This is a genomic window from Prauserella cavernicola (assembly GCF_016595675.1).
Classification (GTDB): domain Bacteria; phylum Actinomycetota; class Actinomycetes; order Mycobacteriales; family Pseudonocardiaceae; genus Prauserella_A; species Prauserella_A cavernicola.
In genome coordinates this window covers 1-22,410 of sequence record NZ_JAENJH010000018.1, presented here as the reverse complement: position 1 = coordinate 22,410, position 22,410 = coordinate 1, and the positions used below count along the sequence as shown (strand labels likewise).

Annotated in this window: 25 protein-coding genes and 2 pseudogenes; 13 read left to right on the top strand and 14 right to left on the bottom strand. The window is 71.4% G+C overall.

All coding sequences use genetic code 11. The features are described 5' to 3' along the window. Positions 1-193: pseudogene (locus JHE00_RS35435) on the bottom strand (type VII secretion target); the annotation flags it as partial. A gap of 285 nt (positions 194-478) precedes the next feature. Between JHE00_RS35435 and JHE00_RS34155 the strand changes: the two are divergent. Beyond that, the gene (locus tag JHE00_RS34155) at positions 479-2,524 is read left to right on the top strand and encodes a glycoside hydrolase family 97 protein (protein ID WP_200326273.1); all 2,046 of its coding nucleotides are present in this window, start codon (positions 479-481) and stop codon (positions 2,522-2,524) included. 4 nt (positions 2,525-2,528) lie between these two features. On the opposite strand, the gene JHE00_RS36015 is transcribed toward JHE00_RS34155, so the two are convergent. The 3 genes from JHE00_RS36015 to JHE00_RS34140 all read right to left on the bottom strand — a co-directional run bounded on the left by JHE00_RS36015 (position 2,529) and on the right by JHE00_RS34140 (position 5,148). Further along, positions 2,529-3,758, bottom strand: a complete 1,230-nt coding sequence (locus JHE00_RS36015; RefSeq protein WP_200326272.1) for a cytochrome P450 — start codon at positions 3,756-3,758, stop codon at positions 2,529-2,531. A 139-nt stretch (positions 3,759-3,897) separates the two neighbouring features. Then, positions 3,898-4,485 (bottom strand): helix-turn-helix transcriptional regulator, encoded by a 588-nt coding sequence (locus JHE00_RS34145; protein ID WP_307832234.1) that lies wholly within the window; start codon positions 4,483-4,485, stop codon positions 3,898-3,900. After that, a complete protein-coding gene (locus JHE00_RS34140) occupies positions 4,486-5,148 on the bottom strand; it encodes a helix-turn-helix transcriptional regulator (protein WP_307832233.1) in 663 nt (220 codons plus the stop codon). A 286-nt stretch (positions 5,149-5,434) separates the two neighbouring features. Here JHE00_RS34140 and JHE00_RS34135 point away from each other — a divergent pair, with 286 nt between their 5' ends. Together JHE00_RS34135 and JHE00_RS34130 are read left to right on the top strand one after the other, a co-directional pair. Continuing rightward, on the top strand, positions 5,435-5,962 hold the full coding sequence (locus JHE00_RS34135; protein WP_200326271.1) for a DUF4232 domain-containing protein: 528 nt from the start codon (positions 5,435-5,437) through the stop codon (positions 5,960-5,962). An 86-nt stretch (positions 5,963-6,048) separates the two neighbouring features. Next, positions 6,049-6,609 (top strand): ester cyclase, encoded by a 561-nt coding sequence (locus JHE00_RS34130; RefSeq protein WP_200326270.1) that lies wholly within the window; start codon positions 6,049-6,051, stop codon positions 6,607-6,609. Between the two features lies 1 nt (position 6,610). Here JHE00_RS34130 and JHE00_RS34125 read toward each other — a convergent pair whose 3' ends face one another. Continuing rightward, positions 6,611-7,531 carry an NmrA family NAD(P)-binding protein gene (locus tag JHE00_RS34125; protein WP_200326269.1) on the bottom strand — a complete coding sequence of 307 codons (921 nt, stop codon included), beginning with the start codon at positions 7,529-7,531 and terminating at the stop codon, positions 6,611-6,613. A 98-nt stretch (positions 7,532-7,629) separates the two neighbouring features. Between JHE00_RS34125 and JHE00_RS34120 the strand changes: the two genes are divergently transcribed. The 5 genes from JHE00_RS34120 (at position 7,630) to JHE00_RS34100 (ending at position 11,329) form a co-directional block, all read left to right on the top strand. Beyond that, positions 7,630-8,196 (top strand): TetR/AcrR family transcriptional regulator, encoded by a 567-nt coding sequence (locus tag JHE00_RS34120; protein ID WP_200326267.1) that lies wholly within the window; start codon positions 7,630-7,632, stop codon positions 8,194-8,196. A gap of 150 nt (positions 8,197-8,346) precedes the next feature. After that, positions 8,347-8,580: a hypothetical protein gene (locus JHE00_RS34115; protein WP_200326265.1), complete on the top strand. Its 234-nt coding sequence runs from the start codon at positions 8,347-8,349 to the stop codon at positions 8,578-8,580. 27 nt (positions 8,581-8,607) lie between these two features. Continuing rightward, positions 8,608-9,729 carry a sensor histidine kinase gene (locus JHE00_RS34110; protein WP_200326263.1) on the top strand — a complete coding sequence of 374 codons (1,122 nt, stop codon included), beginning with the start codon at positions 8,608-8,610 and terminating at the stop codon, positions 9,727-9,729. 204 nt (positions 9,730-9,933) lie between these two features. After that, complete coding sequence (locus tag JHE00_RS34105; protein WP_200326260.1) at positions 9,934-10,668, top strand: helix-turn-helix domain-containing protein; 735 nt, start codon at positions 9,934-9,936, stop codon at positions 10,666-10,668. Between the two features lie 19 nt (positions 10,669-10,687). Further along, positions 10,688-11,329, top strand: coding sequence for a GOLPH3/VPS74 family protein (locus JHE00_RS34100; RefSeq protein WP_200326258.1), 642 nt, complete (start codon positions 10,688-10,690; stop codon positions 11,327-11,329). A gap of 55 nt (positions 11,330-11,384) precedes the next feature. Here JHE00_RS34100 and JHE00_RS34095 read toward each other — a convergent pair whose 3' ends face one another. After that, on the bottom strand, positions 11,385-11,870 hold the full coding sequence (locus JHE00_RS34095; protein ID WP_200326256.1) for a carboxymuconolactone decarboxylase family protein: 486 nt from the start codon (positions 11,868-11,870) through the stop codon (positions 11,385-11,387). A 226-nt stretch (positions 11,871-12,096) separates the two neighbouring features. Between JHE00_RS34095 and JHE00_RS34090 the strand changes: the two genes are divergently transcribed. Then, complete coding sequence (locus JHE00_RS34090; protein WP_200326254.1) at positions 12,097-12,549, top strand: hypothetical protein; 453 nt, start codon at positions 12,097-12,099, stop codon at positions 12,547-12,549. Between the two features lie 31 nt (positions 12,550-12,580). On the opposite strand, the gene JHE00_RS34085 is transcribed toward JHE00_RS34090, so the two are convergent. Together JHE00_RS34085 and JHE00_RS34080 are read right to left on the bottom strand one after the other, a co-directional pair. Beyond that, positions 12,581-13,810, bottom strand: coding sequence for an SGNH/GDSL hydrolase family protein (locus tag JHE00_RS34085; protein ID WP_200326253.1), 1,230 nt, complete (start codon positions 13,808-13,810; stop codon positions 12,581-12,583). Between the two features lie 14 nt (positions 13,811-13,824). Continuing rightward, complete coding sequence (locus tag JHE00_RS34080) at positions 13,825-14,406, bottom strand: TetR/AcrR family transcriptional regulator (protein ID WP_200326252.1); 582 nt, start codon at positions 14,404-14,406, stop codon at positions 13,825-13,827. A gap of 316 nt (positions 14,407-14,722) precedes the next feature. Here JHE00_RS34080 and JHE00_RS34075 point away from each other — a divergent pair, with 316 nt between their 5' ends. Genes JHE00_RS34075 through JHE00_RS34065 form a run of 3 tightly spaced genes read left to right on the top strand, consistent with a single transcriptional unit; the run spans position 14,723 to position 16,822 of the window. After that, positions 14,723-15,349, top strand: a complete 627-nt coding sequence (locus tag JHE00_RS34075; RefSeq protein ID WP_307832232.1) for a helix-turn-helix transcriptional regulator — start codon at positions 14,723-14,725, stop codon at positions 15,347-15,349. Positions 15,350-15,362: 13 nt separating this feature from the next. Next, on the top strand, positions 15,363-15,971 hold the full coding sequence (locus JHE00_RS34070; protein WP_200326250.1) for a helix-turn-helix transcriptional regulator: 609 nt from the start codon (positions 15,363-15,365) through the stop codon (positions 15,969-15,971). Positions 15,972-16,012: 41 nt separating this feature from the next. Then, entirely contained in the window at positions 16,013-16,822 is an 810-nt protein-coding gene (locus JHE00_RS34065) for a methyltransferase (RefSeq protein WP_200326249.1), read from the top strand. Here JHE00_RS34065 and JHE00_RS34060 read toward each other — a convergent pair. From JHE00_RS34060 to JHE00_RS34050, 3 genes are all read right to left on the bottom strand, one after another. Beyond that, positions 16,819-17,832 (bottom strand): YdcF family protein, encoded by a 1,014-nt coding sequence (locus JHE00_RS34060; protein WP_307832231.1) that lies wholly within the window; start codon positions 17,830-17,832, stop codon positions 16,819-16,821. The two genes, JHE00_RS34065 and JHE00_RS34060, sit on opposite strands and share 4 nt — an antisense overlap. Next, positions 17,829-18,713 (bottom strand): phosphatase PAP2 family protein, encoded by an 885-nt coding sequence (locus tag JHE00_RS34055; protein WP_200326248.1) that lies wholly within the window; start codon positions 18,711-18,713, stop codon positions 17,829-17,831. Before JHE00_RS34055 ends, JHE00_RS34060 begins: the two co-directional genes overlap by 4 nt. Before the next feature lie 92 nt (positions 18,714-18,805). After that, a complete protein-coding gene (locus JHE00_RS34050) occupies positions 18,806-20,401 on the bottom strand; it encodes an MFS transporter (protein ID WP_307832230.1) in 1,596 nt (531 codons plus the stop codon). Between the two features lie 72 nt (positions 20,402-20,473). On the opposite strand from JHE00_RS34050, the gene JHE00_RS34045 reads away from it, so the two are divergent. Beyond that, positions 20,474-21,385, top strand: a complete 912-nt coding sequence (locus JHE00_RS34045; RefSeq protein WP_200326246.1) for a LysR family transcriptional regulator — start codon at positions 20,474-20,476, stop codon at positions 21,383-21,385. A 3-nt stretch (positions 21,386-21,388) separates the two neighbouring features. Here the strand turns inward: JHE00_RS34045 and JHE00_RS34040 are convergent, their stop codons facing one another. The 3 genes and pseudogenes from JHE00_RS34040 to JHE00_RS36010 all read right to left on the bottom strand — a co-directional run. Beyond that, entirely contained in the window at positions 21,389-21,592 is a 204-nt protein-coding gene (locus tag JHE00_RS34040; RefSeq protein WP_200326244.1) for a hypothetical protein, read from the bottom strand. After that, positions 21,579-22,115 (bottom strand): VOC family protein, encoded by a 537-nt coding sequence (locus JHE00_RS34035; protein ID WP_200326242.1) that lies wholly within the window; start codon positions 22,113-22,115, stop codon positions 21,579-21,581. Before JHE00_RS34035 ends, JHE00_RS34040 begins: the two co-directional genes overlap by 14 nt. Before the next feature lie 168 nt (positions 22,116-22,283). Then, positions 22,284-22,410 (bottom strand): annotated as a pseudogene (locus tag JHE00_RS36010) (ABC transporter permease); the annotation flags it as partial.

The window sequence follows — 22,410 nt, the reverse complement described above, 5'->3', positions numbered from 1 at the left end:
CATCCAACGCCGAGAGCCCCTCCTCCTCCATCGGATTCACGATCGGAGGCAGAAACGAACACAACAACCCATACGCCGAGTCATCCATACTCACCGTCTCCGCGGCCGACACCGCCACCCCCAACCGATCGGCGATCCCATCCAGATGACTCGCATGCGCCACCAAATCCGCAGGAACAACCTCATACGACATGACTGCAGACTCCCGGGTTCGATGCGCACCGACCGGCGTCCTTACCGGACGCTTACGGTCTCGCGCTGACGGTGGGCACGATGATCTTCCACCAGCCCGTTTCGACTTTAACAGCTCTGAGACCGGAACCAAGCAACCGCTCAGTAACCACTCATCCGGACCATGTGACCTGGCAGAACCGCACGGATAACCCCGACCGTCGCCGGGACCGTTGCCGGAGCACCGTGCCCGCGGACAGGATGGAGCGGATCGGGAACCGACCGGCAACCGCGATGGAGCGTGCACATGGTCAGCCAGCCGAACCGCCGTACCGTCCTGGGCGTCACCACCGGGGCCGTGCTCGCCGGGGCGGTCACCGCCCCCGCGACGGCCTCCGCCGAGCCCGCTCCCGCGCCGGAGCGCCCGGTGCTCGTGCACTCCCCTGACGGCAGCCTGCGGGTGAGCGTGCGGGTGGTGGACGGGCGGCTGCGGTACGACGTCACGCGGCGCGGCCGGGTGCTGGTGAACTCCTCCGGGCTCGGGCTCGACCTGGCGGGCAGGCCCTCGCTCACCGGCGGTCTGGTGCTCGACTCCGTCGAACGCGGCGTCATCGACGAGTGGTGGCGCCCCGTGTGGGGCACCGACGCGCGCGTGCACAACCACGCGCGCGAGTGCGTGCTGCGCACCGTGCAGCGTTCGAGCGGACTGCGGCTCGACCTTGTCGTGCGCGTCTTCGACGACGGCGTGGGCCTGCGCTACCGCCTGCCCGCGCAGCCCGGCCTCGGCGACTACACCGTCACCGCCGAGCGCACCGAGTTCACGCTGCCGCCGGATGCCACCAGCTGGTCGCTGGAAGCCGGCACCGACTGGAACGCCGACGAGCGGCACTACCGTCGCGCCCCGCTCGCCGATGTGCGCACCGCCCAGACCCCGCTCACACTGACCACATCGGACGGTCAGCACGTGGTGGTGCACGAGGCGGCCCTCGTCGACTACCCGAGCATGACGCTGGCCGCAGGCGCCGGGTCCGGCACGCTCACCAGTGAGCTGATCAGCCTGCCCGACGGCACCAAGGCCAGACTGTCCGGCGAGTTCTCCACGCCGTGGCGCACGCTGAGCATCGGCGACCGGCCCGGCGACCTCGCCGAGTCGCACCTGATCGAGAACCTCAACGAGCCGTGCGCGCTGCCCGACACCTCGTGGATCGAGCCGGGAACCTACGTCGGTGTGTGGTGGGAGCTGCAGCGGCGGCACACCACCTGGACCGAAGGACCCCGGCACGGGGCGACGACCGAACGCGTCAAGCACTACATCGACCTCGCCGAGCAGGCGGGTGCGCGCAGCGTGCTCGCCGAGGGGTGGAACACCAACGCGGGCGGTGAGTGGACCGGCCAGGACTTCCTCACCCCACGGCCGGACTTCGACCTGCCCGAGGTGCTGCGCTATGCCAGGGAGAAGGGCATCGGCTTCGTCGCGCACAACGAGACCCGCGGCTTCGTGGACTACTACGAGCAGAACCTGGAGACGATCTTCGCGCGCTACGAGGAGCTGGGGATCCGCGCGATCAAGACGGGCTACGCCACCAGGTTCGAGCTCGGCGGCGTGAACCGCAGCCACTACGACCAGGAGGCCGTGCGTCACTACCAGCGGGTGATCGACACCGCGGCGCGCCACCGGATCATGATCAACGCCCACGAGGCGATCAAGCCGACCGGGCTGGGCCGCACCTACCCGAACATGATGACCGGCGAGGGCGTCGCCGGGATGGAGCAGCACAACTACATGGGCCCCGAGGGCAACCCACCCGAGCAGGCCACGATCCTGCCGTTCACCAGGTTCATCGGCGGTCCCGCCGACTACACGCCCGGCGTGCTCAACGTGACGTGGGACCCGGCGGAGCTCGGCACCCGGGTGCAGACCACCTCGGCGGCGCAGCTCGCGCTGTACTCGGTGTTCTTCAGCCCGTTGCAGATGCTGGCCGACACCCCGGAGAACTACCGCGAGCACCCGGGATTCGCCTACCTGCACGACATTCCGGCGAGCTGGGACGAGACCCGGTTCCTGGACTGCGTGATCGGCGACTACACCGTCGCCGCCCGCCGCAAGGACGACACGTGGTACCTCGGCGCGATCACCGACGAGCACGACCGGACGCTGCGAGTGCCGCTGCGGTTCCTGGGGCCAGGCCGCTTCCGCGCCGAGATCCACAGCGACGCCGCCGACACCAGCTGGCACGACAACCCGCTGCCGATCGACGTCCGGACCCGCATCGTGCGCGGCTCGACCACGCTGACGCTGCGGCTCGTGGCGGGCGGCGGCACGGCGATCCGGATCCGCCCCGTGCGGCGCTGAGCGCTCAGGCAGGTTGGATCTCGTCCCACGTGACGGGCAGCCCCAGCGGCCCGTACACCGACGTGTCCTCGCGGTACTCGATCTCGGCGAACGGCACGGCCAGCCGCAGCGACGGGATCCGGCGCGGCACCGTCGCGAGCACGGCGGCCAGCTCCAGCCGCGCGACGTGCATGCCGGGGCACTGGTGCGGGCCGTGGCCGAAGCCGAGGTGCGCACTGCTCGCCCTGGTGAGGTCGAGCCTGCCCGGGTCGGCGAACCGCGCGGGGTCGTGGTTGGCGGCCTGCGCCGCGGCCACGACGTAGTCGCCAGCCGCGATGGGCGTGCCGGCGATCTCGGTGTCCACCGTCGCGACCCGCAACAGGCCGGAGCCGCCCGAGAGCAGCCGCAGGATCTCGTCCGCGGCGCCGGGCGCGAGGTCCGGATCGTCGCGCAGCAGCGCGTACTGGTCGGGGTGGCGCAGCAGTGCCAGCAGGCCGTGGGTGATGGAGGCCGCGGTGGTGTCGAACCCGGCCGCCAGCATGCCCGCCGCGACCTTGGTCAGCTCCAGCTCGGTGAACGGCCGCTCCGAGGCCTGCGACTTGGCCGCCATCACGCTGATCACGTCGTCGCCGGGTTCGCGGATGCGCCCGGCCACGAGTTCGTACAGGTAGCCGAACAGTGGCAGGCGCACGGAGTCGAGGTCGTCGACGTCGGTGGTGCCGTCGAACAGCGCCCTGGCGAGGTCACCGAACAGGTCCCGGTCGGCGTGCGGGATGTCGAGCAGCTCGGCGATCACCGACGAGGTGAGCGGGTTGGCGAAGCGCGCGTGCAGGTCCACCGGCCCGGACTCGGCGGCGAGCTCGTCCAGCAGCTCGTCGACGGTGCGCTGCACGACCGGCCGGAACAGCTCCGTGCGTTTGACCGTGGTGATGGCGGGCGCCATCACGCGGCGGAAACGCAGGTACTCCTGGCCGTCCATGCGATGGAAGTCGCCCTCCTCCACGGGGGCGTCCGGCGGCTGGTTGGCGAGCAGGTGGCCGCCCATGCCCGAGCGGCTGCTGAAGCGTTCGGAGTCCGCGAGCACCTCGCGGACGTCGGCGTAGCGCGTGACCAGCCACGCGTCGATGCCCGTGGGGCAGGCGACCCGCACCACCGGCGAGTGCTCCCGCAGCTCGGCGATCTCCGGAGCGGGCCCGAAGGGGCACTCCTGCTCGCGGGGCAGTGGCAGGGGACGAGCGCCGGCGGGCGAAGACACAAGACCGCTCCTTGTCGGGAGTACCTGCGGAGATGGCTGTGGGTCGATCGTGGCACAGGGGCGCCGATGGGATCTTCCTGGCGAGCCGCCGGGGGCATCATCGCGCAGCCACGACTGTCCGATCGTGAAACGGCCGCGCTCAGATGAGCCCCGCGCGCAGCGCGTAGGCCACGGCGTGCGCGCGGCTACGGAGGTTCAGTTTCCTGGTCAGCTCGTAGATCACGTTCTTCACCGTGCGTTCCGAGTAGGACAGCCGCGCCGCGATGCCGGGGGTGTCCAGACCATCGGCCAGCAGTCGCAGCACGGTGCGCTCCCGGGACGTCACCGGTGCGTCCGGCGAGACGTGCCGGTCCACGATGACGGCGGGGGACTCGAGATTCCCGGCACCGCCCGCCGCGCCGAGCACCGCCGAGACGAGCCGCTGCGTGCTCACTCCCGTGCGGCTCAGCACCGCGACGACTCCCCCTGCCGCGGGCGTGCTCGCCATCGTCTCGGCCACCACGTCGGTCACCACGACCGTGGGCACCGGCGCGGCCGAGCGCAGGCGATCGAGCTCCCTGGCCGAGAAGCGGTCGAGCGCGGCCACGAGCACTCCGCCATCGCCGAGCCGCCTGCGGGCGACGATCCGGAGTCCTGGCGCGGGCCGCAGCAGCCCGGCCAGCCCGGCCTCGCTGAACGCGTCGCTCGCCTCCACCGCCACGTCGACGGTCGGCATCGCTGTACTCACCTAGATCACCCCGGAACGCACGGCGAACGCCACCGCGTGCGCGCGGGTGGCGAGTCCGTGGCGCTTCATCAGTCCGTAGAGCACGTTCTTGACCGTGCTCTCCGAGTACACGAGCAACGTGGCGACCTCCTCGGTGCGATGGCCCTCCGCGAGCAGTCGCAGCACGTCCCGCTCCCGTGCGGACAGGCCGGACAGCGTCAAGCCGTTGGGCTCCAGCACGGTGCGGGAGATCCCGTCCAGGCGGCTCAGCAGGATTCCCTGCAGGCGGGGCGGCAGGCACCCCGCGCCCCGGCTCACCGCGAGCACCGTGCGCGCGAGTTCGTCACCACCGGTGTCGCGCCGTGGCAGCACCGCGGCGAGGCCGCATTCGAGCGCCGTCATCAGCAGGTCGGGCCGGAAGTCGTCGGTGACGAACACGCATCGCGGCGCCGGGTCCCTGCGGGAGTTCTCCCGTGCGCGCCGCAGGAGCGCGAGAATCCCGTCGGTGATCGACTCCTCCACCACCACGATCACCTCGGCCGAGGCGAGATCGTCCTCGTCGAGCACGGCCACCCGCGTCTCTTGCCGCAGCAGGTCCGCCGCACCGAGACCGGTGAGCGGGTCCGACGCGTGCACGGCCACCTCGACCGCCCCGGACGCAACGGGAAGCGCCTGCCGGGTCACGGGTGTCATTGTCGACCGCATCGCGTACCTCTCCTCGTCGGTTCATCCGGGCCTGCCTCCGATTCCAGCGGTTTACGCCGGGCGCGACCAGTGCGACCACGTCACGAGCTCGCCGTGACAATCCACCGGGGCAGGGCATGACGTGGCGTCACTTGTGTCCGGATTGGTCTGGACCCACGCACGAGGGGGCCGGGAGGTTGCCCGAGGGAGGGGAACTCCACGTTCACGCATCCTTTGACCGCCCCTGGGCATCCACCGTTTGTAAGCCAAGGGGAAGGAGAACACGATGAACACCACGCTCAGGACGATCGCCTCGGTCACCGCCGCCGGTGGAATCGCTGCCGGGACCCTGTTTCTCGGCGGTGGAGCCGCCAGCGCGATGCCGTCGGACAAGCCATGTGACATCGCGGATGTGAACGTCTCCATCAGCCAGGACGAGGGCCACGCCGCGGGGCACGAGGCCTTCGTCCTCCACTACACGGCCGCGAATCCCACGATCAACTGCCAACTGGACGGCTTCCCGAGCGGGATGACCTTCACCCAGGGCAGCGGCCACGGCAACGACCAGAGCGCCGACATGGAGATCGTGCCCGACCGCACCGACGGTTCCGCACCGATGCCGGTGAACCTGCGCGCCGGGCACCCGGCCGAGTCCCGCATCGTGCTGGACTCGCAGGCGCCGGTCACGTTCTTCCCGGACGTCGTGAACCTGAACCTGCCCGCGCAGTACGGAGACACCACCACCGTCGCGTGGCCCGAGGGCGCGCCGCTCACGGGCTACAGCGTCACGGTGACCGACGTCAGCGCCGCCTGACACACTCGCGACGGGGCCGGCCGCGCCGGGCGGCCCCGTCGCGGTCGCGGTGCGGCGACCGACACCGACGACAGGAGCGTGCAGGCGTGAGCGAGTTCGACATCCCGGACACCGACACCCTCCGGGCCAGGCAGAAGCTCGTACTCGACCACTTCCGCGACGAGGTGGCGCAGGACTGGGACTCCACCCTGTCGACGTTTCCGCACCCGCACTACGAGATCGTGCCGACCCTGACCGTCCACGACGGAGACTCGGCCGTGCGCGGATACTACGCCGACACCCGGCGCGCGTTTCCCGACCAGCACCACGAGCTGATCGCGCTGCGGCACAGCGCGGACGCCGTCGTGGTGGAGTTCTGGCTGATCGGCACGCACCTCGGCCCGTTCGGCACGCTACCGCCGACCGGGTCGCCGTTCCGGGTCCGCATGAGCGCCTACTTCATCTTCGACGCCGACGAACACCTGGTGTGCGAGCGCGTCTACTTCGACTCGCTGTCGATGCTCAAGCAGCTGATCGGTGGCCTGGACAAGCGCAAGCCCGGGAACTGGCCGCTGCTCGTCAAGCTGGTGCGCGGCCTGCTCTCGATGTCGGCCGAAGCTCCGGACCGGCGGCTGACGGAGACCACCGAGCCGACGCTGCGCGCGTGACTCACCCGGCCCGCAGGTTCTCGCGCGCCCACGCGGCGAAGCCGGTGACCGGGATGCCGAACGCCGTCGTGAACTCCGGGCGCGCGGGCTGTCCCGCCAGGTTGATCCACTCGTGCCCGGAGCCCATCGGCGGCATTCCCGCGGCGAGGGCCTGTTCGTCGGTCAGGTCCGGCGCGGACAGCGGCGTGCCCAGTGCGGCGGAGAGGACCTCGGCGATCTCGGTCATGGACAGGTAGTCGCTGGCCAGTTCCAGCTCGACCCGGTCGAAGCGCTCCGGGTCGAGCACGGCCGCGGCGGCCACGGCACCGATGTCCTCGACGGCGGCCAGCGACAGTTTCGTCGCCGGCTTCAGCACGCTCACCAGACCGCCCTCGAGTCCGCGCGGGAACAGGAATCGCGCGGAGGGCTGGAAGTTCTCCATGAAGAAGCCCGGCTTCAGCAACGTCCAGCGGGCGAACCCGGCCGCGCGGAGGTGGTCCTGGATCGCGGTCTTCGCGCCGAAGCTCGCCTCCAGTACCGGCCAGCGGCCCTCGGCCCAGCCGGGAGCGTCGGTGTGCTGGCCCGCGCCCGAGACGGAGGTGTGCACGAACTGCGGAACCCCGGCTGTCAAGGCGGCCTCGATGAGGTTCACGCCCTGCGCGACCTCGCCGTCGTAGTCGAAGCCGTCCTCGGTGAAGGCGGGCATCTGCACCGAGAACACGGCGCGGGCTCCCTGTGCCGCGGCGTGCACGGAGTCGCGGTCGTGCAGGTCGCCCGGGACCAGCTCGGCGCCGAGCGCCTCGACGGCCTTCGCGCGGTCGGCGGCCGGGTCGCGCACGAGCGCGCGGACGGGCACGCCCGCCGCGAGCAGTGCCCGGGCGGCGGCGCCGCCCTGCTTTCCGGTGGCGCCCGCGACCAGGACGGGTGCGGATTCGGTGGTCATGGATCTCCCCTGGGTCGACGAAAACGGCGGGGCCCGCCGTTTCTTGTTTGCTACGATACGGCGGGCCCCGCCACTTAACAAACCTGGAGGTGAGAGCCGTGCCGAACCGGCAACGCGCCGACGCCAAGCGCAACTACGAGCGCATCCTCGCCGTCGCCGAGAACGCGGTCGCGACCCACGGCGCGAGCGCCTCCCTCGAGCAGATCGCCCGCACCGCCGGGGTCGGCTCCGCGACCGTGCGCCGCTGCTTTCCCACCCGCCGAGCGCTACTGGAAGCCGTGTCGCACCAGCGCATCGACGCGCTGAGCGACCGCGCCCGCGCGCTGGCGGGTCAGGGCGACAGCCGCGAGACGCTGCTCGCGTGGCTGGGCGAAGTCGTCACGTACTCGGTCACCGCGCGCGGGCTCGCGGTCGCGCTGTCCTACGACGCCGCACCGGCCGACCCGGCCCACGCGAACTCCTGCTCGGCCGCACTCGAGGAGGCGGGCGAGCCGCTGCTGCGCGACGCCGTGCGCGACGGCGCGGTCACCCCCGGGGTCAGCGTCGCCGACCTGATCGCGCTCATCGTCGGCATCGTCCTGGCCACCGAGCACCACCCCGACCCGGAAGCCCAGGCACACCACCTGTTCCGGCTCGCCGTGGCGGGAGTGAGCCCGCGGCGCTGAGCCGAATCCCGGAAAGCCTCTGGCACACCTGCTTTTCCAGCAGCGCGTGACCGCCCGTCACCTCAGGACATGACGCAGCGTCACTGTTTGCGCAGCCCCGCCGGACCGATACTGGATCCCGACCACACTGTCCGATCCAGGAGGCCGCCCGTGGACACCAGACCCCTGCGCATTCTGCTGACCGCCAACATGGTCGTCTTCCTGTTGATCTGCGTGACGTTCCTGATCCACTACCTCGGTGTCGGCGTGTTCCCCGATGGCATGGAATCCTGGCTCGAGTCCAACCGGTGGCTGATGTGGACGGCCGCGGCGCTCGCCGCGGCGAGCGCCGCGACGGTCCCGCTGCTGAGCCTGCTCCCCCGGCCGCAACCCAGCGGCCGCTGACACCGTCCCCGGGAAGAGGAACACACGATGTCCGAGCGCGCCGATTCCATCAAGGGGCGGATGCGGCGGCTCAACCGCCTCATGCTGGTCCCCCCGCTCGCCGTGGTGGGCACGGTGCTGGTCGTGGTCGACGCCGAGACCTGGTGGGAGGCCGTGGTCCTGGCGATGGGGATCGTGGCGACCGTGCTCGTGGTCAGGCGGTGGGCGATGGAGGACCCGGGCGACATCGTGCTGCCCGGCCTGATCGTCACCGCCGCGGTGTGGCCTTTCGGTGCGCTGGTGAGCGGCAGCCACACGGCGTACTACGGCATCGGGCTCGTGGGCTCCGTGTTCGTGGTCAACCTGCAACGCCATCGGGGCGCCGCCATGCTCGCGATGGTCACCTACGTCGCCGGGGTGGGCGCGACCCGACTGCTGGTGGCCACTGGCGACCCCGCCGACACCCTGATCAGGTTCGTCGTCCTCCCCGCTGGCATCTCCGTGGTGACAATCGGTGGCGTGTTCGTCACCAAGCTGTTCTTCGACCTCGTCCAGGAGCTGGAGGAGGCACGGGAGCGGGAGACGGAGCTGGCCGTCGCGAGAGAACGGGTCCGGTTCGCGGGCGACCTGCACGACATCCAGGGCCACACGCTGCACGTCGTGAAGCTCAAGACCGCACTCGCGCAGAAACTGGTGCGCCCCGACCCCGAGAAGGCCGAGGACGAGCTGCGCGAGATCCACTCACTGGTCGCCGACACCATCTCTCAGACCAAGGAGCTCGCCTACGCCCAGCGCAGGCTCAACCTGTCCGTCGAGCTGGAGAACGCGAAGAACCTCTTCGAGGCCGCGGGCATTCTCGTCCGCGTCAACCGCGAGGCCGACGTCGACCCGAGGGCGAGCGAGCTGCTAGGCCAGGTGCTGCGCGAGACCACCACCAACATCCTGCGCCACGCCCAGGCCACGCGCGTGCGGATCACCGTGGAGCAGTCGGGCATCACCATCGTCAACGACGGGGCGCGCGGCACCACGCCACCCGAACTGCGTGGGCTGCACACGCTCAAGGGCCGCCTGGCCGACGACGGCGGCGAGCTCACGGTGGAGCTGGAGGACGGCCGGTTCGTGACGGCCGCGCGGTTCCCGAGCCCGCGGCCCGCGCTGCCCGCCCACTGACCGCGGTCGGCGAGGTCGCGCCACCCACGGCGGCAAGACCCGCGACACCGTCCGTTGTAGACACCACTGACCCCGGGGCGGTGATCCATGCCACTCTCCGCCGGTCCCGGGGGCGGGAGCGCTTGACCATGCCGCAGCGGCACGGTTTCGACTGGGAGCTACGACAGCGCGACAAGCACATCCGGCCCGGGAAGGAACGCCGCCATGGGATGGAGCACCCGACAGATCGCCGAGCTCGCGGGCACCAGCCTGCGGACCGTGCGGCACTACCACGAGGTCGGACTGCTGGCCGAGCCCGAGCGCCGCGCCAACGGCTACAAGCAGTACGGCGTGGCACACCTGATCCGGGTTCTGCGGATCAAGCGCCTGACCGACCTGGGCTTCTCCCTGTCCCAGATCGCGGCCATGGGCGAGGCCGACGAGCACCCCCGCGAAGCGCTGCGCACGCTCGACGCCGAACTGGCGGCCACGATCGAACGGCTGCAGCGGGCCCGCGTCGAGCTCACGATGCTGCTGCGCCAGGCCACACCGACCGACCTGCCGCTGGAACTGGCGCCCGCCGCGACGAACGCGGACCTCTCGGAGGCAGACCGCTCGCTCGTCGTGGTGCTGACGAGGGTGCTCGGCCCCTCGGGACTCGACACCTACCGGGGAGTGCTGCAGGCGGCGCAGTGGCAGCCCGACACCACCGATTTCGAGAACCTGCCGGCCGACGCCGACGAGCACACCCGCGACGACCTCGCCGCGCGGCTGTCCTCCCAGGTCGGCGACCTGTTCGCCGAGCATCCCGGCCTGGGCGGCATCTCCGCCGACGCGCCGGGTGGCGCGAACCATGCCGCCAAGACGATCAACACGGCGGTGCAGGACCTCTACAACCCCGCCCAGATCGACGTCATCCGCCGCGCGATCGACCTCGCCCGCGCGACGCCCCGTCCCTGACGACACCTCAGGAGGAGCCATGAACTGGACTCTGCCCCAGCAGCTGTACCTGCTCAGCTACGACCTGGACAAGGACAAGCTCGACCCCAACCCGGTGCTGGTGCGCGGTCAGCTGCTGCGCGCCGCCGCGGTGGCCGAGTTGACCATCCACGGCTGGCTCTCGGACGAGGACGGCAAGGCCGTGCGCGACGCGGCGCTGCCGCCGCCGGGTGACGCGTTCCTCGCCGAGGTGCTGGACAACACCACCGCCGGCAAGCCGCGGAGCTGGTTCAAGATCGTGGACCACCGGTGGGACAAGGCCGAGACCGCCGTGCGCGACCAGCTCGCCGAACGCGGCACCATCACGGTGAAGTCCCGGGCGCTGGGCTTCCTGCTGGGTGAGCCGGTCGTGCTCGAGGACCGTGAGCGCGTGCGCGCGCTGCGGGAGTCGGTGCGCACCGCGGCGCTGCTGGGCCGTGAGCCCGCCGACGTGCCGGTGGCCGACGCGGCACTGGCGATGCTCGCCGTCGAGGGCGACGTGCGCAGCCTTGTCACGCCGTCGGAACGCCGGGAGCGCAAGCGGGAGCTGCGCGCGCTCACCGACCACCTGGAGACCGTCCTGCCCGGGCTGCGCAAAGCGATCATCCAGTCCATCGCGGCGCGGCGAGCCGGTGCGGCGTGACGCCACGGGGCGAGTGTCCACGTCGGACACTCGCCCCGTGGTGTCCCCCTGTCCGTCAGTGCGCCACGGCCGCGAACATGCCCGGTTCGTAGGCACCGGCCGGGTTGCGCACGATCACGTTCATGCGGTTGGCCGCGTTGATCAGCCCCACCAGCATGATCAGCGCGGCGAGCTGGTCGTCCTCGTAGTGCTCGCGCACTCGCGCCCACGTCTCGTCCGACACGCCGTCGTGGGCGTCGGCGAGCCGGGTGCCCTCCTCGGCGAAGGCGAGCGCGGCCCGCTCGGCCTCGGTGAACACGATGGCCTCGCGCCACGTGGCGACCAGGTGCAGCCGGGTCGCGGTCTCCCCCGCCGCGGTGGCTTCCTTGGTGTGCATGTCGGCGCAGGCCCCGCAGCCGTTGATCTGGCTGGCGCGCAGCGACACCAGCTCCTGGGTGGCCTTCGGCAGCGTCGACTGCTCGATCACCAGGCCCGCTCCCGCGAACCGCTTGGCGAACTTACCGCCGATCTCGTTGCCCATCAGATTGAACCTGGCTTCCATGGTCTCGTCCCCTTGCCGTCGTCTTCCTGCGGCGCTCACGCGCTGGACGACCACGAGAACCCGGCGGACGGCTACGTGTGACAGCCCCGCACTGTGCCCTGCGTCACAGGCGCGACCCGGGCCGGGACGGCCACGAATTCCTGACCTCCGGGCCGCCGTGACCCCGGAGGGGCACCCCGGCCGTGTCACAGACACGGGCCACCACGACGGAGGAGGTGTCGGGTCCATGAACGTGTCCGGTCAGACGACCTCGCCGACGACCCTGGTCGAGGCCAGGATGCTGGCGCTGGCCTACTGGGCCGACTTCGGCTGGCCCGCGCTCGTCGGCCCGAACGGGATCTCGCTGCAGATCCAGGACCAGCAGTTCGCGGTGTCGGTGCCCGGTGACACCGGCCAGCCGCTGTTCGCCGCGCTGAGCGACGAGCCGGGCGCGGTGTTCGAGATCCCCGTCGCTCACGACCTGCGGTGGGTCTTCCTCGTGTCCGGTGACGGGCGCGCCACCGCCGCCGGGCGACTGCCCGGCGCCGACGTCGCCCTGCCGGGAATGACCATTCCCCTGCCCCCGACCGATCTCGTGCACGGCCGGGTGCGATGGATTCGCAGTCCCGAGCAGGATGGGCAGGGACTGCACTCCTTCGACCGCTTCGAGGAGGCGGTGCTGCGCCCGCGGAGGCAGTGAGCGGACGCCCCCTCCGCGACGCGGCATCGGCTCACGACACGGCGCGCGTCACCTCCGGCGGAGCCGGCCACTCGGTGTCCGCCTCGGGCCGCGCCACCAGCGAGGCGCCCGCACCGAACGCGATGTCGGCGAACCGCCGTCCGATCCGCAGGTGCGCCTCGGCGCCGGGATGCAGGTCGTCGGGCAACGGGAGTTCCTCGGCGTCGGCCGCACCGTACAGCTCTCGTCCGTCCAGATAGGACAGGAAACGGTCCTCGGCCGAACGCTCCGCCACGATCCGCGCCAGCTCCTCACGCACGACGGTGAGCGTGAGCTGCCCCTGGTCGACGCCCTCGGGGTCACCGGTCGCCCGGAACCGGAGCTCGCCCCGCGCCAGGGCGTCGAGGTCGAACGCCCCGGGGCCAGGGGTGTGCTCGTGGATCGGGCACAGGATCGGCGAGACGACCAGCAGCGGCGTCTGTGGGTGCCCGTCCCGGATCGTGTCGAGGAAACCGTGCACCGCGGACCCGAAGGCGCGCTTGCGCATGAGGTCGGCGTTCACGACGTTGATGCCGAGTTTCAGGCTGATCACCTGGGCCGGGGTGTCGCGGATGGTGCGCGCGACGAACGGGTCGAGCAGCGCGCTGCCACCGAAGCCGAGGTTGAGCAGGTCGACGCCGCCGTGCGTGGCCGCGACGACGGGCCAGATCCCCGTGGGGTGCAGCGCGTTCGAACCCTGGCTGATCGAGCTGCCGTGGTGCAGCCACACGGGCCGGTCCTCCTCCAGCGGCACCACGGGCGCGTCGGAGCGCAGCTCGAGGAGCTCGATGGTTTCGTTGTGCGGCAACCAGATCTCGACCCGCTTGGTGCCTGCGGGCAGCGGGTCGAACAGGACACCGCCCGCGTCGGCGTGGGTGATCTCCCTGGCGCCGGTCGCCATGTCGATGTTGACGACGGTCGCGGTGTCGACACTGGCCTGCCCGGTGAGCCGGCCGTCGACGACGAGGTCGAACACGCCGAAGGGCCGCGGCGGCGCACCCCGGTAACGGAACCGCGTGGCGTGCGCCCTGAGCTCGAGGGCCGTGGCGTCGGTGGCGAAACGTAGCCGCACCCCCGATGGCTGGGACTCGGCCATGGCGAGCCGCGGGTCGGCGGCCTGCGCCACGGCCCAGGCAGGCAGGCGGTGCGCGCGAACGCCGACCGGGGTGGCCTCCAGCTCGGGCGCCCCGCGCACGAGATCAGGGGTGATCGGCGTGCTGAGTGGTCGTGCAGCGGTGGACATGTGATCGCCTTCGTTCAGGGTGTCGGCGGGGAGGGGGGCCAGTTTCGGAGGGTGACGTCGAGTGCGTCGATGACGCGGCGCCAGCTGAGGTCGCTGCCGGGTTCGCTGTGGCTGAACCCGCCGCTCTGCTCGAGTGTGACGTAGCCGAGGAACGTGCTGCCCAGCAGCCTCACGGCATGCACGTGTTCGGACTCCGGCAGGTCGTAGGCCCGCAACAACGACGCGATCAGACGCGACTGGTACCCGCCAGCGCTCGCCCGCGCCGTGTCGGTGTCCAGAGGGAAGCGAGCGGCGGCGAACCGGCCGGGGTGCTCGTGGGCGTAGCCGCGGTACACCTCGCCGAGCGCCGCCAGCGCGTCCGCCCCGGAACGCCCGGCCAGTTCCCCGGCCGCACGGGCGGAGAGCTCCTCCAGCGCGCGCAACGCCATCCGCGTCTTGAGGTCCCGCAGGTCCTTCACGTGCGAGTAGAGGCTGGCCGGTCTCACGCCGAAGTGCCGGGCCGCCAGCGAGATGGTCAGGTTCTCGAAGCCGGAGTCGTCGGCGAGCTCGAGACAGGCCTCCACGACCCGGTCCGACGTCAGTCCCGCGCGTCCCACGCAACCTCCAACCATTAGTTGATTGCCTAAAGACTATAGGCACCGGTGTGGTTCGCGCAGCGCGATGTGCGCCGGGTCACCGGGGGGTTGAACGTGCCGTGGCGTCATGGTTTCTCCTTGGCATGCAAAGCCCGACAAATTCGTGGCGCACATAGTGAACCCGACAGGGCAGCGCAGCCGTGAGTGCAGTGTCAGACGAACACGGCGGGCTGGGAGCAGTCGGCGGGGTACGTGACGCGGTGGCGAAAGGCACCTGATGGTGATGTCGACAATGAACCCGAGGTCGTGGACAGCAGACGCCGAGGAGGCCGCGATTGTGGCGGTTGCCGTACATGCGACGGATCCGATCACCAGACTCGGGGCGGCCAACATTCTCGGCGGTGACGGACGCGTCAAGGTGCTCGCCGACGACGAGCTGGCGCGGGCCGAGGTGGTCGTGGTCATCGAGCAGTCCGTCTCCGACGGGACGTTCGCGTTCCTGCGAGACCTGCGCGCCGCCTCGCGGCTCGATCCGCCGCCGCGGTGCGTGATCGTCACCGACAACTTCCGGCCGGACGCCCTGATGTCGGCCGTCGAGTGCGGTATGTCCGCGGTGCTGCAGCGCGGCACCACCGGCGCGGACGAGCTCGTGCGCGCGGTCCTCGCGGTCAGCGAGGGTTCGGCGTACCTGCCGCCCCGGCTGCAGGGCACACTGCTCGCACATCTCGACCGGATGCGGCGCGACGTGCTGGAGCCGCACGGCTTCACCCTGTCCGGCCTGTCCGGCAGGGAACGGGACGTGCTCCGGCTGCTGGCCGAGGGCAACAGCACCGGAGAGATCGCCGCCGAGCTGGCGTACTCGGAGAGCACCGTCAAGAACGTGCTCTACGGCCTGATGAGGCGGCACGGCCTCACCACCCGTGCGCACGCGGTCGCGTTCGCGCTGCGCGGTGGGTTGATCTAGAGGGGGATGGGGGATGACTACGGTCGAGGTCGCGATCGAGGCGACGGATGTGTTCACCGCGACGGGACTCGCGAGCAGGCTGCGGCCGCGCGACGACCTGCGCGTCGTCCCGCGCGCGAAGCTGACAAGCAGGGGTGTGCTCGTGGTCGCGGTCGACCGGCTCTCGACGAGGGAGCTCGGCTATCTCAGGGCGCTCGGGCGCAAGCCCGCGGTGCCCAAGGTGCTGGTGACCGACGCGACGCTGGAGCCCGACTCGCACCCCGCCGGCGACTGGGGCGTCGTCCGGGCACTGACGCGGGCCGAGGCGAGCGCCGAAGTGCTCGCCTCCTCGGTGCACGCCGCGGCCGCGGGCGAGAGTGCCGCGCTCACGACGCTCGAGCCGATGGCCGAACACCGCCGTGACGAGCCGTCGTTCCGCAGCCCCGCCGCCGACGGACTCAGCCCGCGGGAGACGATCGTGCTGCGGCTGATGGCCGAGGGGCTCGACACCGTCGGCATCGCCAACCGGCTCTGCTACTCCGAGCGCACCGTCAAGAACGTGATCCAGGAGCTGACCGGCAGGCTGAACCTGCGCAGCCGTCCGCACGCGGTGGCCTACGCACTGCGCGAAGGCCTGATCTGACGACACGCTGACGTCGGCGTCCTTGTCACCGCTGCGGCATCATGGGTGCCGTGGGCGACGACGACGTGTGGGCGGCACTGGCGGATCCGTTCGTCGAGGGCGCGTACGCGACGGTGAAGGGCCGCGTGCGCACCTACGTGCTGCACCGCCAGCTCACGGCACACCTGCCCCCGCCACCGGCCACCGTGCTCGACGTGGGCGGCGGAGCCGGGCACCAGTCGTTTCCGTTGGCGCGCCTGGGTTACGAGGTGGTGCTGCTCGACTCGTCCGAGACGATGCTGGCCGCCGCGCGCACGCGCCTGGCCGCCGAACCCGACGACGTGCGCGCGCGGGTGCGCCTGGTGCACGAGCGGGGTGAGCACGCGGCCGCCGCGACGGGAGGCCGCCGGTTCGACGCGGTGTTGTGCCACGGCGTGCTGATGTACCTGGACGACCCCGAGCCGATGCTGACGGCGTTGTCCGACCGCGCCGCCGGGGGCGGCATCCTCTCGATACTGGCGCTCAACGCCGAGACGCTCGCCGTCCGTCCCGCGCTGGAACGCCGCTGGGCCGACGCGCTCACGGCATTCGACGCCCACGGCGAGCCCGGCGTGCTCGGGCCCCACACCCGCGCCGACACCGTCGACGACCTGTCCCGGAGGCTCGCCGCGCACGGCGCGGAACCGCTGGCCTGGTACGGCGTCTGGCTGTTCAGCGACTGGATGTCCCTGGACGCCGACAGCGACACCGATGACACCACCGACACTGCTGGCTCCGAGTTCGCGCGGATCGCCGAGGTCGAGCGGGAAGCGGCCGAGCGCGATCCCTACCGGCGTCTGAGCCGGGTCTTCCATCTCGTCGCACGGCGCTAGACCGCGTCCAGCACCACCGAGAGGGTGATCAGCCCGCACACCGTGCCGTTGAAGATCCGGTGCTCGACGAAGATCGCGATGAACTCGCGAAGGATGGCGCTGGGCCAGAAGTACCAGGCGGTGGGCGAGCCGATGACCTGGCCGTTGACCTTGGTCTTGCGGGCCAGCAGCGCCGCGCGCAGGACGTGGAAGTTGTTGGTGACGATCACGCACCGGTAGTCGTCGCGACGCTCGCGCATGAGCGCCCCGCTGAACGTCAGGTTCTCCGTCGTCGTCCGCGACTGGTCCTCGAGCAGCACCCGCTCGGCGGGTGCGCCGCCCGCCACGAGGTAGTCGGCCATGGCGCGCGCCTCGGGCACGTCCTCGTCCGGTCCCTGCCCGCCCGAGGTGATGAGCACCGGGTCCCGGCCGCGCCTGCGATGCGCGTCGAACACCCGCCGCGCGCGGTCGAGCCTGCTGGCCAGCAGCGGCGGCACGCGGCTGCCGTCGAGCAGTCCCGCGCCGAGCACAACGATGAAGTCGACGCCGCGGCGGCTACGGATCCGGCCGTAGACCACCGCGTACAGCAGGAAACAGAGGAACAGCACCGACACGTAGCCGAGCACGCCGGTGACGACCTCCGCCGCGATCGTCAGCGGCTGCCAGTCGATCAGCGCCACCAGGAACTGCAGCGGGACGAACGCGATGATGCCGATGCCCGCGAGCAACGACAACAGGTTGGCCAGTCGCCGCCCTTCGCGGCGGAGCATGGTGAAGCCGTTGAAGATCAGGAAGATTCCGAGTGCCAGCCCGGACACCGGGATCAGCGCCAGGCCGATGTACAGCAGCGCCGCGGCCGCGCTCTGCGACACCGAGGCCAGGACCAGGAGCGCGCCCGCCGCGAAGAACACGAGCGTGAAGAAGAGGTACACGCCGTTGCGCAGCTTGCGCCGGTCGCGCAGGAAGCTGATCAGAAAGAGCAGGAAGAACAGAGCAGCGGGCGCGAATGCGACCAGCTGGTGCCATTTCACGGAATCTCCAGCCTTCGCCAGCTCGCCAGGAACACGAGTGCCGTCGCGATCGATCCGAACGACGCGAACGAACTCGCCGCCAAGTAGACCACGTAGGCATCGTCGCGCACCGTCGCGTCCAGGCCTTCCGTGACGAGCGGGGCGCCGAGCAGGATCGTGCCCAGCGCCAGGAAGAACACGCCACCGAGACTCGCGAACGCCACGATCAGCACCCGGGGGACGCGCCGAGGCCCGTCGTGGCGGCGCACCAGACCGCGCCGCGCGAGCCACCACGACGCGAGGCAGGCCACGGCGAGCGACACCGCGTCGGCCGCGAGGGTGTCGGACAGGCGGTGCCACTTCGCGGTGACCGTGTACGCGCCGATCCCGACCGCCCACGACAGCACGAAGAACAGCGCCACGCCGCGCCAGCGGTACGGCACCACGATCAGCGCCGCGAACAACACCGTCATCGCGATCGTGGTGTGCCCGCTGGGCAGGCTGTTCTCCGCGTAGTGGCCGGTCACCTCGACCAGCGCGGGCCGGGGCAGCACGAACCGCTTGAGTGCCTGCGTCACCAGCTGTCCCGCGACGATCACGCCGACCGCGGCGATCGCCAGATCCAGCCGCTTGCGCACCAGGCCGATCACCGCCACCGCCACGACGGCGACTGCCAGCGAGTACAGCGTGATCTCGCCGAGCGCGTCGTCGGCGGTGCTCTGGTCGCGGGAGCCCGCCTCATCGGCGCCGCGCAGCGCGGCGTTCTCCAGCCGCTGCCCGGTCTCAGTCAGCACCGCGAGCACGTAGACGGCGACGGCCACCAGTGCGCTCAGCCCGGCGAGGACCTGCCACCGGCGGACGGTGGCAGCGGTCAGGTCGACGGTCCCCCGTGAGTCGAGCATGGCAGGGATTAGACCATGTGCAGTAACGCGACACGTTCGTGCGATACGCCATGGGGCCGCGGTGTCGCGGCCCTATCGCGGGCGCAGGCACGTCACGGCGGCCCGCCGGACGCCGCGTCCCCGGGCGGTGACTGGATGACCGGGCTCGTGCGCGGACGTCGCACCCTCGAGCGCCGGCTGTACCGCCTCGCCGCCGGGCTGGCCCGCGCCCGCGACGTGACGCTCGGCAACGCACCGGGCAGGTCGTGTCGTTCCTCGGCGAGAACGCCGACCGGGCGCGCACCGTCCGTGCCGGCGACGGGCTCGCGGTGGTGCGGAGCAAGGACGGTGAGCAGGTGCGGCCGGCCGAGGTCGAATCCGGTGCGCGAACGCCGATGCCGCGCCGCTACCTCCAGGTCGTTCCCGGCGCCGGTCCGCACTGTCCGGTGCGGCGCGACGCACCGCTCTGCGACGTCGCCGCGATCGCCGCGCGGTACCCGGTCTTCCGCCTCACCGATCCCGCGCCCGGATCGCCGCGACCGGTACAGGCAGAGCAGCACGGCCGTGGCAGCGCAGGGCGTGAGGTAGGCGGCCGCGGCGGTGACCCAGACGACGGCGGCGGTCAGGGAGTGCCACAGCGTGAGCACTCCCACGGCGAGAGCCGGGCCGCCCGCACCGAGGTAGAAGGCCAGGTACAGGGCGCCGTTGATCGCGCCGCGCTCGGCCGGGGGCGCGCTCGTCTCGATGGCCGCGGCGGCACCGCCGTAGGCGAGCCCGTGTCCGGCTCCGGCCGCCAGCGCGGCGACCAGCGTGGTGGCGGGTGACCCGGGGCCGGTGGCGAGCAGGCCGAGACTGGCGAGCAGCGCGCCCAGCCCGGTGAGCTGCGCGGTCCTCGCGCCGAGCGGCAGCACGAGTCGCTGCGTCAGCAGGGAGACCGCGAGCACGGAGCCCAGGATGCCGCCGGTGGCCGCGGGCCCCGCGTGGGTGGCGAGCAGTGCCGGGATGACCGCGAGGAACAGGCCTGCCACGGTCCAGGCGAGGAAACCGGTGGCTGCGGACGCGGTGAACACCAGGCGCAGCCCGAGGGGAATGCGCGGCCGCGTGGGACGCCACCGGCCCGCCCGCGCCACGCCGGGGACCGCGAGCGCGCCCACCCGATGCCAGGCGATCCCCAGCAGCGCCAGGTGCAGCACGAACGGCAGGACCCTCGGCGCGGGAACGTACTCGGCGAGCACGCCACCCGCGACGGGTCCGATCGCCGTGCCCGCGACGAACGCGGTGCTGGCCAGCACCGCACCGCCCACGCGGGCTCGCTCGCTGATCAGTACGCCCGCGGCCCCGGTGGCGGCGCCGAGGGCGAGTCCCTGCGCGGCCCGGCCTGCCAGGAGCCAGGCCGGGCCCGAGGCCAGCGCGAAACAGAGCGAGCCCGCCACCGCTGCCACGATGCCCGCGCGCAGTACCGCACGTGGGCCCAGCGTGTCGGACGCGGAGCCGCACAGCAGCAGCGCCGGCGCGCTCACCAGCGCGAACGTGGCGTAGACCAGCGTCATGGTCACGTCACTGAGCTCGAAGATCCGCTGGTACTCGGGATACAGCGGGCTCGGCAGGTAGGCCCCTGCCGTGAGCACGACGAGGACGAAGAACCCGGTGCGCAGTTCGCGGCGGCGGGCGGCCGGTTCGGAGCCGGCGGGATGGTGGAGGACGGTCACGCCGCCATGCTGCCGTCGTCAACTGGTGAACAGAATCAAATGCTTCTGGACGAAACCGTGCAAAATAGTTGCATGATCGACCCGAAGCTCCGGGTGCTGCAGCTGGTCGCCCACCACCGCACCGTGACCGCCGCCGCGGCGGCGTTGCACTACACGCCCTCGGCCGTGTCGTACCAACTCCGCCAGCTGGCCGAGGAGCTCGGCGTGGAGCTGGTGACCCAGTCCGGCAGGGGAATCCAGCTGACCGCCGCGGCGCGCACTGTGCTGCGGCACGCGGAAACCCTGTACGCACAGGTCGAACGCGCCTACGCGGAACTCGCCGCGATCGACGACGAGCCAGCCGGATCGTTCACGCTGTGCGGCTTCTCGACGGCCGCGACCCGGCTGCTGCCTCCTGCCGCGGCGGCGCTGCGCGATCGCTTCCCCCACCTGCGGGTGCGCATGATCGAGGCCGAGCCCGCCCGGTGCTTCGATCTGCTGCTGGCCGGAGACGCCGACCTGGCGCTGGTCATCAACAGCGCCGACACGCCACCGGCCGCCGACGAACGCTTCGACCAGCGCCCGTTGTTCGACGACCCACTGGACCTCGTGGTGCCCAGCGACCACCCGCTCACCGCAGGCCGCGGTGTCGCACTGGCCGACGCGGCCGACGAACCGTGGATCGTCGGCAGGCCGGGAAGCACCTACCACCAGCTGGTGCTGACCGCGTGCATGGGAGCGGGGTTCACCCCGAACATCGCGCACTACGCCGACGAGTGGGACACCGGAACGGCGTTGGTGAGCCACGGTTTCGGCATCATCCTCGTGCCGAGGCTGGCGCGGCTGCACGACGACTGGCCGGTGGTGCGGGTGCCGCTGCGCGGCGAGCCGGCACCGGCGCGTCGCATCATCGCGGCCACGCGCCTCGGCGCCCGCGATCACCCGGTCGCCGTCGCGGCGCTGGCGACGATCACCGAGACCGCGGCCGGACTCGCGCGCGGCTGACGCTCAGCCGGTGAAGCGTGCGGTGAGACCGCCGAGATCGGCCGGTTCGCGATCACCGCCCGACAACGTCATCGCGGTGATCAGTTCCCGGGGACCGGGCTCGAAGACGATCTCCGCTCCGGGCAACCGAACCCGGTTCCCGTCACGCGCGAGGCCGAGCATCGTGCTCAGCAGCTCCGCCGAGCCGGCGGGATCAGCCGTCTCCACGACGAGTCCGGCGAGGTCGTACTGTCCACTCTCGAACGCCGACGGGTCGATGCCGGCGAGCAGCTCGGCTCGGGGGGGTGTAGGTGATGAAGAACGGCGTCCACACGGGAGCGTTGCGCACGAACATCTCCACGAACGACACACCGTGCTCCGCCAGCGTCACGGCGAACTCGGCAAGCTCGAAACCCTGCGCTCGCAACCTGTTCGCGGTGGCGTGCGCATCGCTCACGTTCACCGCGAAGGTGAGCACCCCGCGGTCGCCGCCGACGGCGGCCATGGCCGGGCGCAGGTGCTCGATCCCCTCGGCGTAACGCGAGGTGCGCAGCCGCCGCTCGTCGGTGATCGTGAGGATCTCGACATAGCGCTCGTCGAGTCGCCAGCCGCCGTTCTGGAATCCGTCGAGCTCGTCGTTGACATGAGCGGGAAGCCCCGCAGCGCGGTAGCCCGCCACGGCCGTCGGAACGTCCGGCACCCAGTGCAGCAGGTGATCGAACTCGGGATTCTCGTCAGCACCGTCAGCCATACCAAAGGTTAGCCTAACCTTTGCGCGAGCGCCAGGGTGTCGGCCAGCCCAGGCGCGGACGAGAGCACGCTCGCGCCGCCGCGACGCGAGCTGAAACGCGAACCGCCCCGGGAACCGCGTGAGTGCGGCGCCCGGGGCGGGTGTTCTGACTGTCCACAGCAGACTTGTTCAGCGGCGGGGTTCCCAGCGGAAGAGGCGGGCGGCGAGGGTGACGGCGACGATGACCCAGGCCAGGGTGGGGCCGAGCAGCAGCAGGGAGTCGCCCAGCGCGACGCCGCCGTTCCAGGCGTTGGTG

Bases quoted from the DNA above. Each gene is read 5' to 3' on its own strand.
- JHE00_RS34155 (WP_200326273.1), top strand. From the start codon at position 479: ATGGTCAGCCAGCCGAACCGCCGTACCGTCCTGGGCGTCACCACCGGG.
- JHE00_RS34135 (WP_200326271.1), top strand. From the start codon at position 5,435: ATGAACACCACGCTCAGGACGATCGCCTCGGTCACCGCCGCCGGTGGA.
- JHE00_RS34125 (WP_200326269.1), bottom strand. From the start codon at position 7,531: ATGACCACCGAATCCGCACCCGTCCTGGTCGCGGGCGCCACCGGAAAG.
- JHE00_RS34110 (WP_200326263.1), top strand. From the start codon at position 8,608: ATGTCCGAGCGCGCCGATTCCATCAAGGGGCGGATGCGGCGGCTCAAC.
- JHE00_RS34105 (WP_200326260.1), top strand. From the start codon at position 9,934: ATGGGATGGAGCACCCGACAGATCGCCGAGCTCGCGGGCACCAGCCTG.
- JHE00_RS34100 (WP_200326258.1), top strand. From the start codon at position 10,688: ATGAACTGGACTCTGCCCCAGCAGCTGTACCTGCTCAGCTACGACCTG.
- JHE00_RS34095 (WP_200326256.1), bottom strand. From the start codon at position 11,870: ATGGAAGCCAGGTTCAATCTGATGGGCAACGAGATCGGCGGTAAGTTC.
- JHE00_RS34090 (WP_200326254.1), top strand. From the start codon at position 12,097: ATGAACGTGTCCGGTCAGACGACCTCGCCGACGACCCTGGTCGAGGCC.
- JHE00_RS34085 (WP_200326253.1), bottom strand. From the start codon at position 13,810: ATGTCCACCGCTGCACGACCACTCAGCACGCCGATCACCCCTGATCTC.
- JHE00_RS34070 (WP_200326250.1), top strand. From the start codon at position 15,363: ATGACTACGGTCGAGGTCGCGATCGAGGCGACGGATGTGTTCACCGCG.
- JHE00_RS34065 (WP_200326249.1), top strand. From the start codon at position 16,013: ATGGGTGCCGTGGGCGACGACGACGTGTGGGCGGCACTGGCGGATCCG.
- JHE00_RS34055 (WP_200326248.1), bottom strand. From the start codon at position 18,713: ATGCTCGACTCACGGGGGACCGTCGACCTGACCGCTGCCACCGTCCGC.
- JHE00_RS34045 (WP_200326246.1), top strand. From the start codon at position 20,474: ATGATCGACCCGAAGCTCCGGGTGCTGCAGCTGGTCGCCCACCACCGC.
- JHE00_RS34035 (WP_200326242.1), bottom strand. From the start codon at position 22,115: ATGGCTGACGGTGCTGACGAGAATCCCGAGTTCGATCACCTGCTGCAC.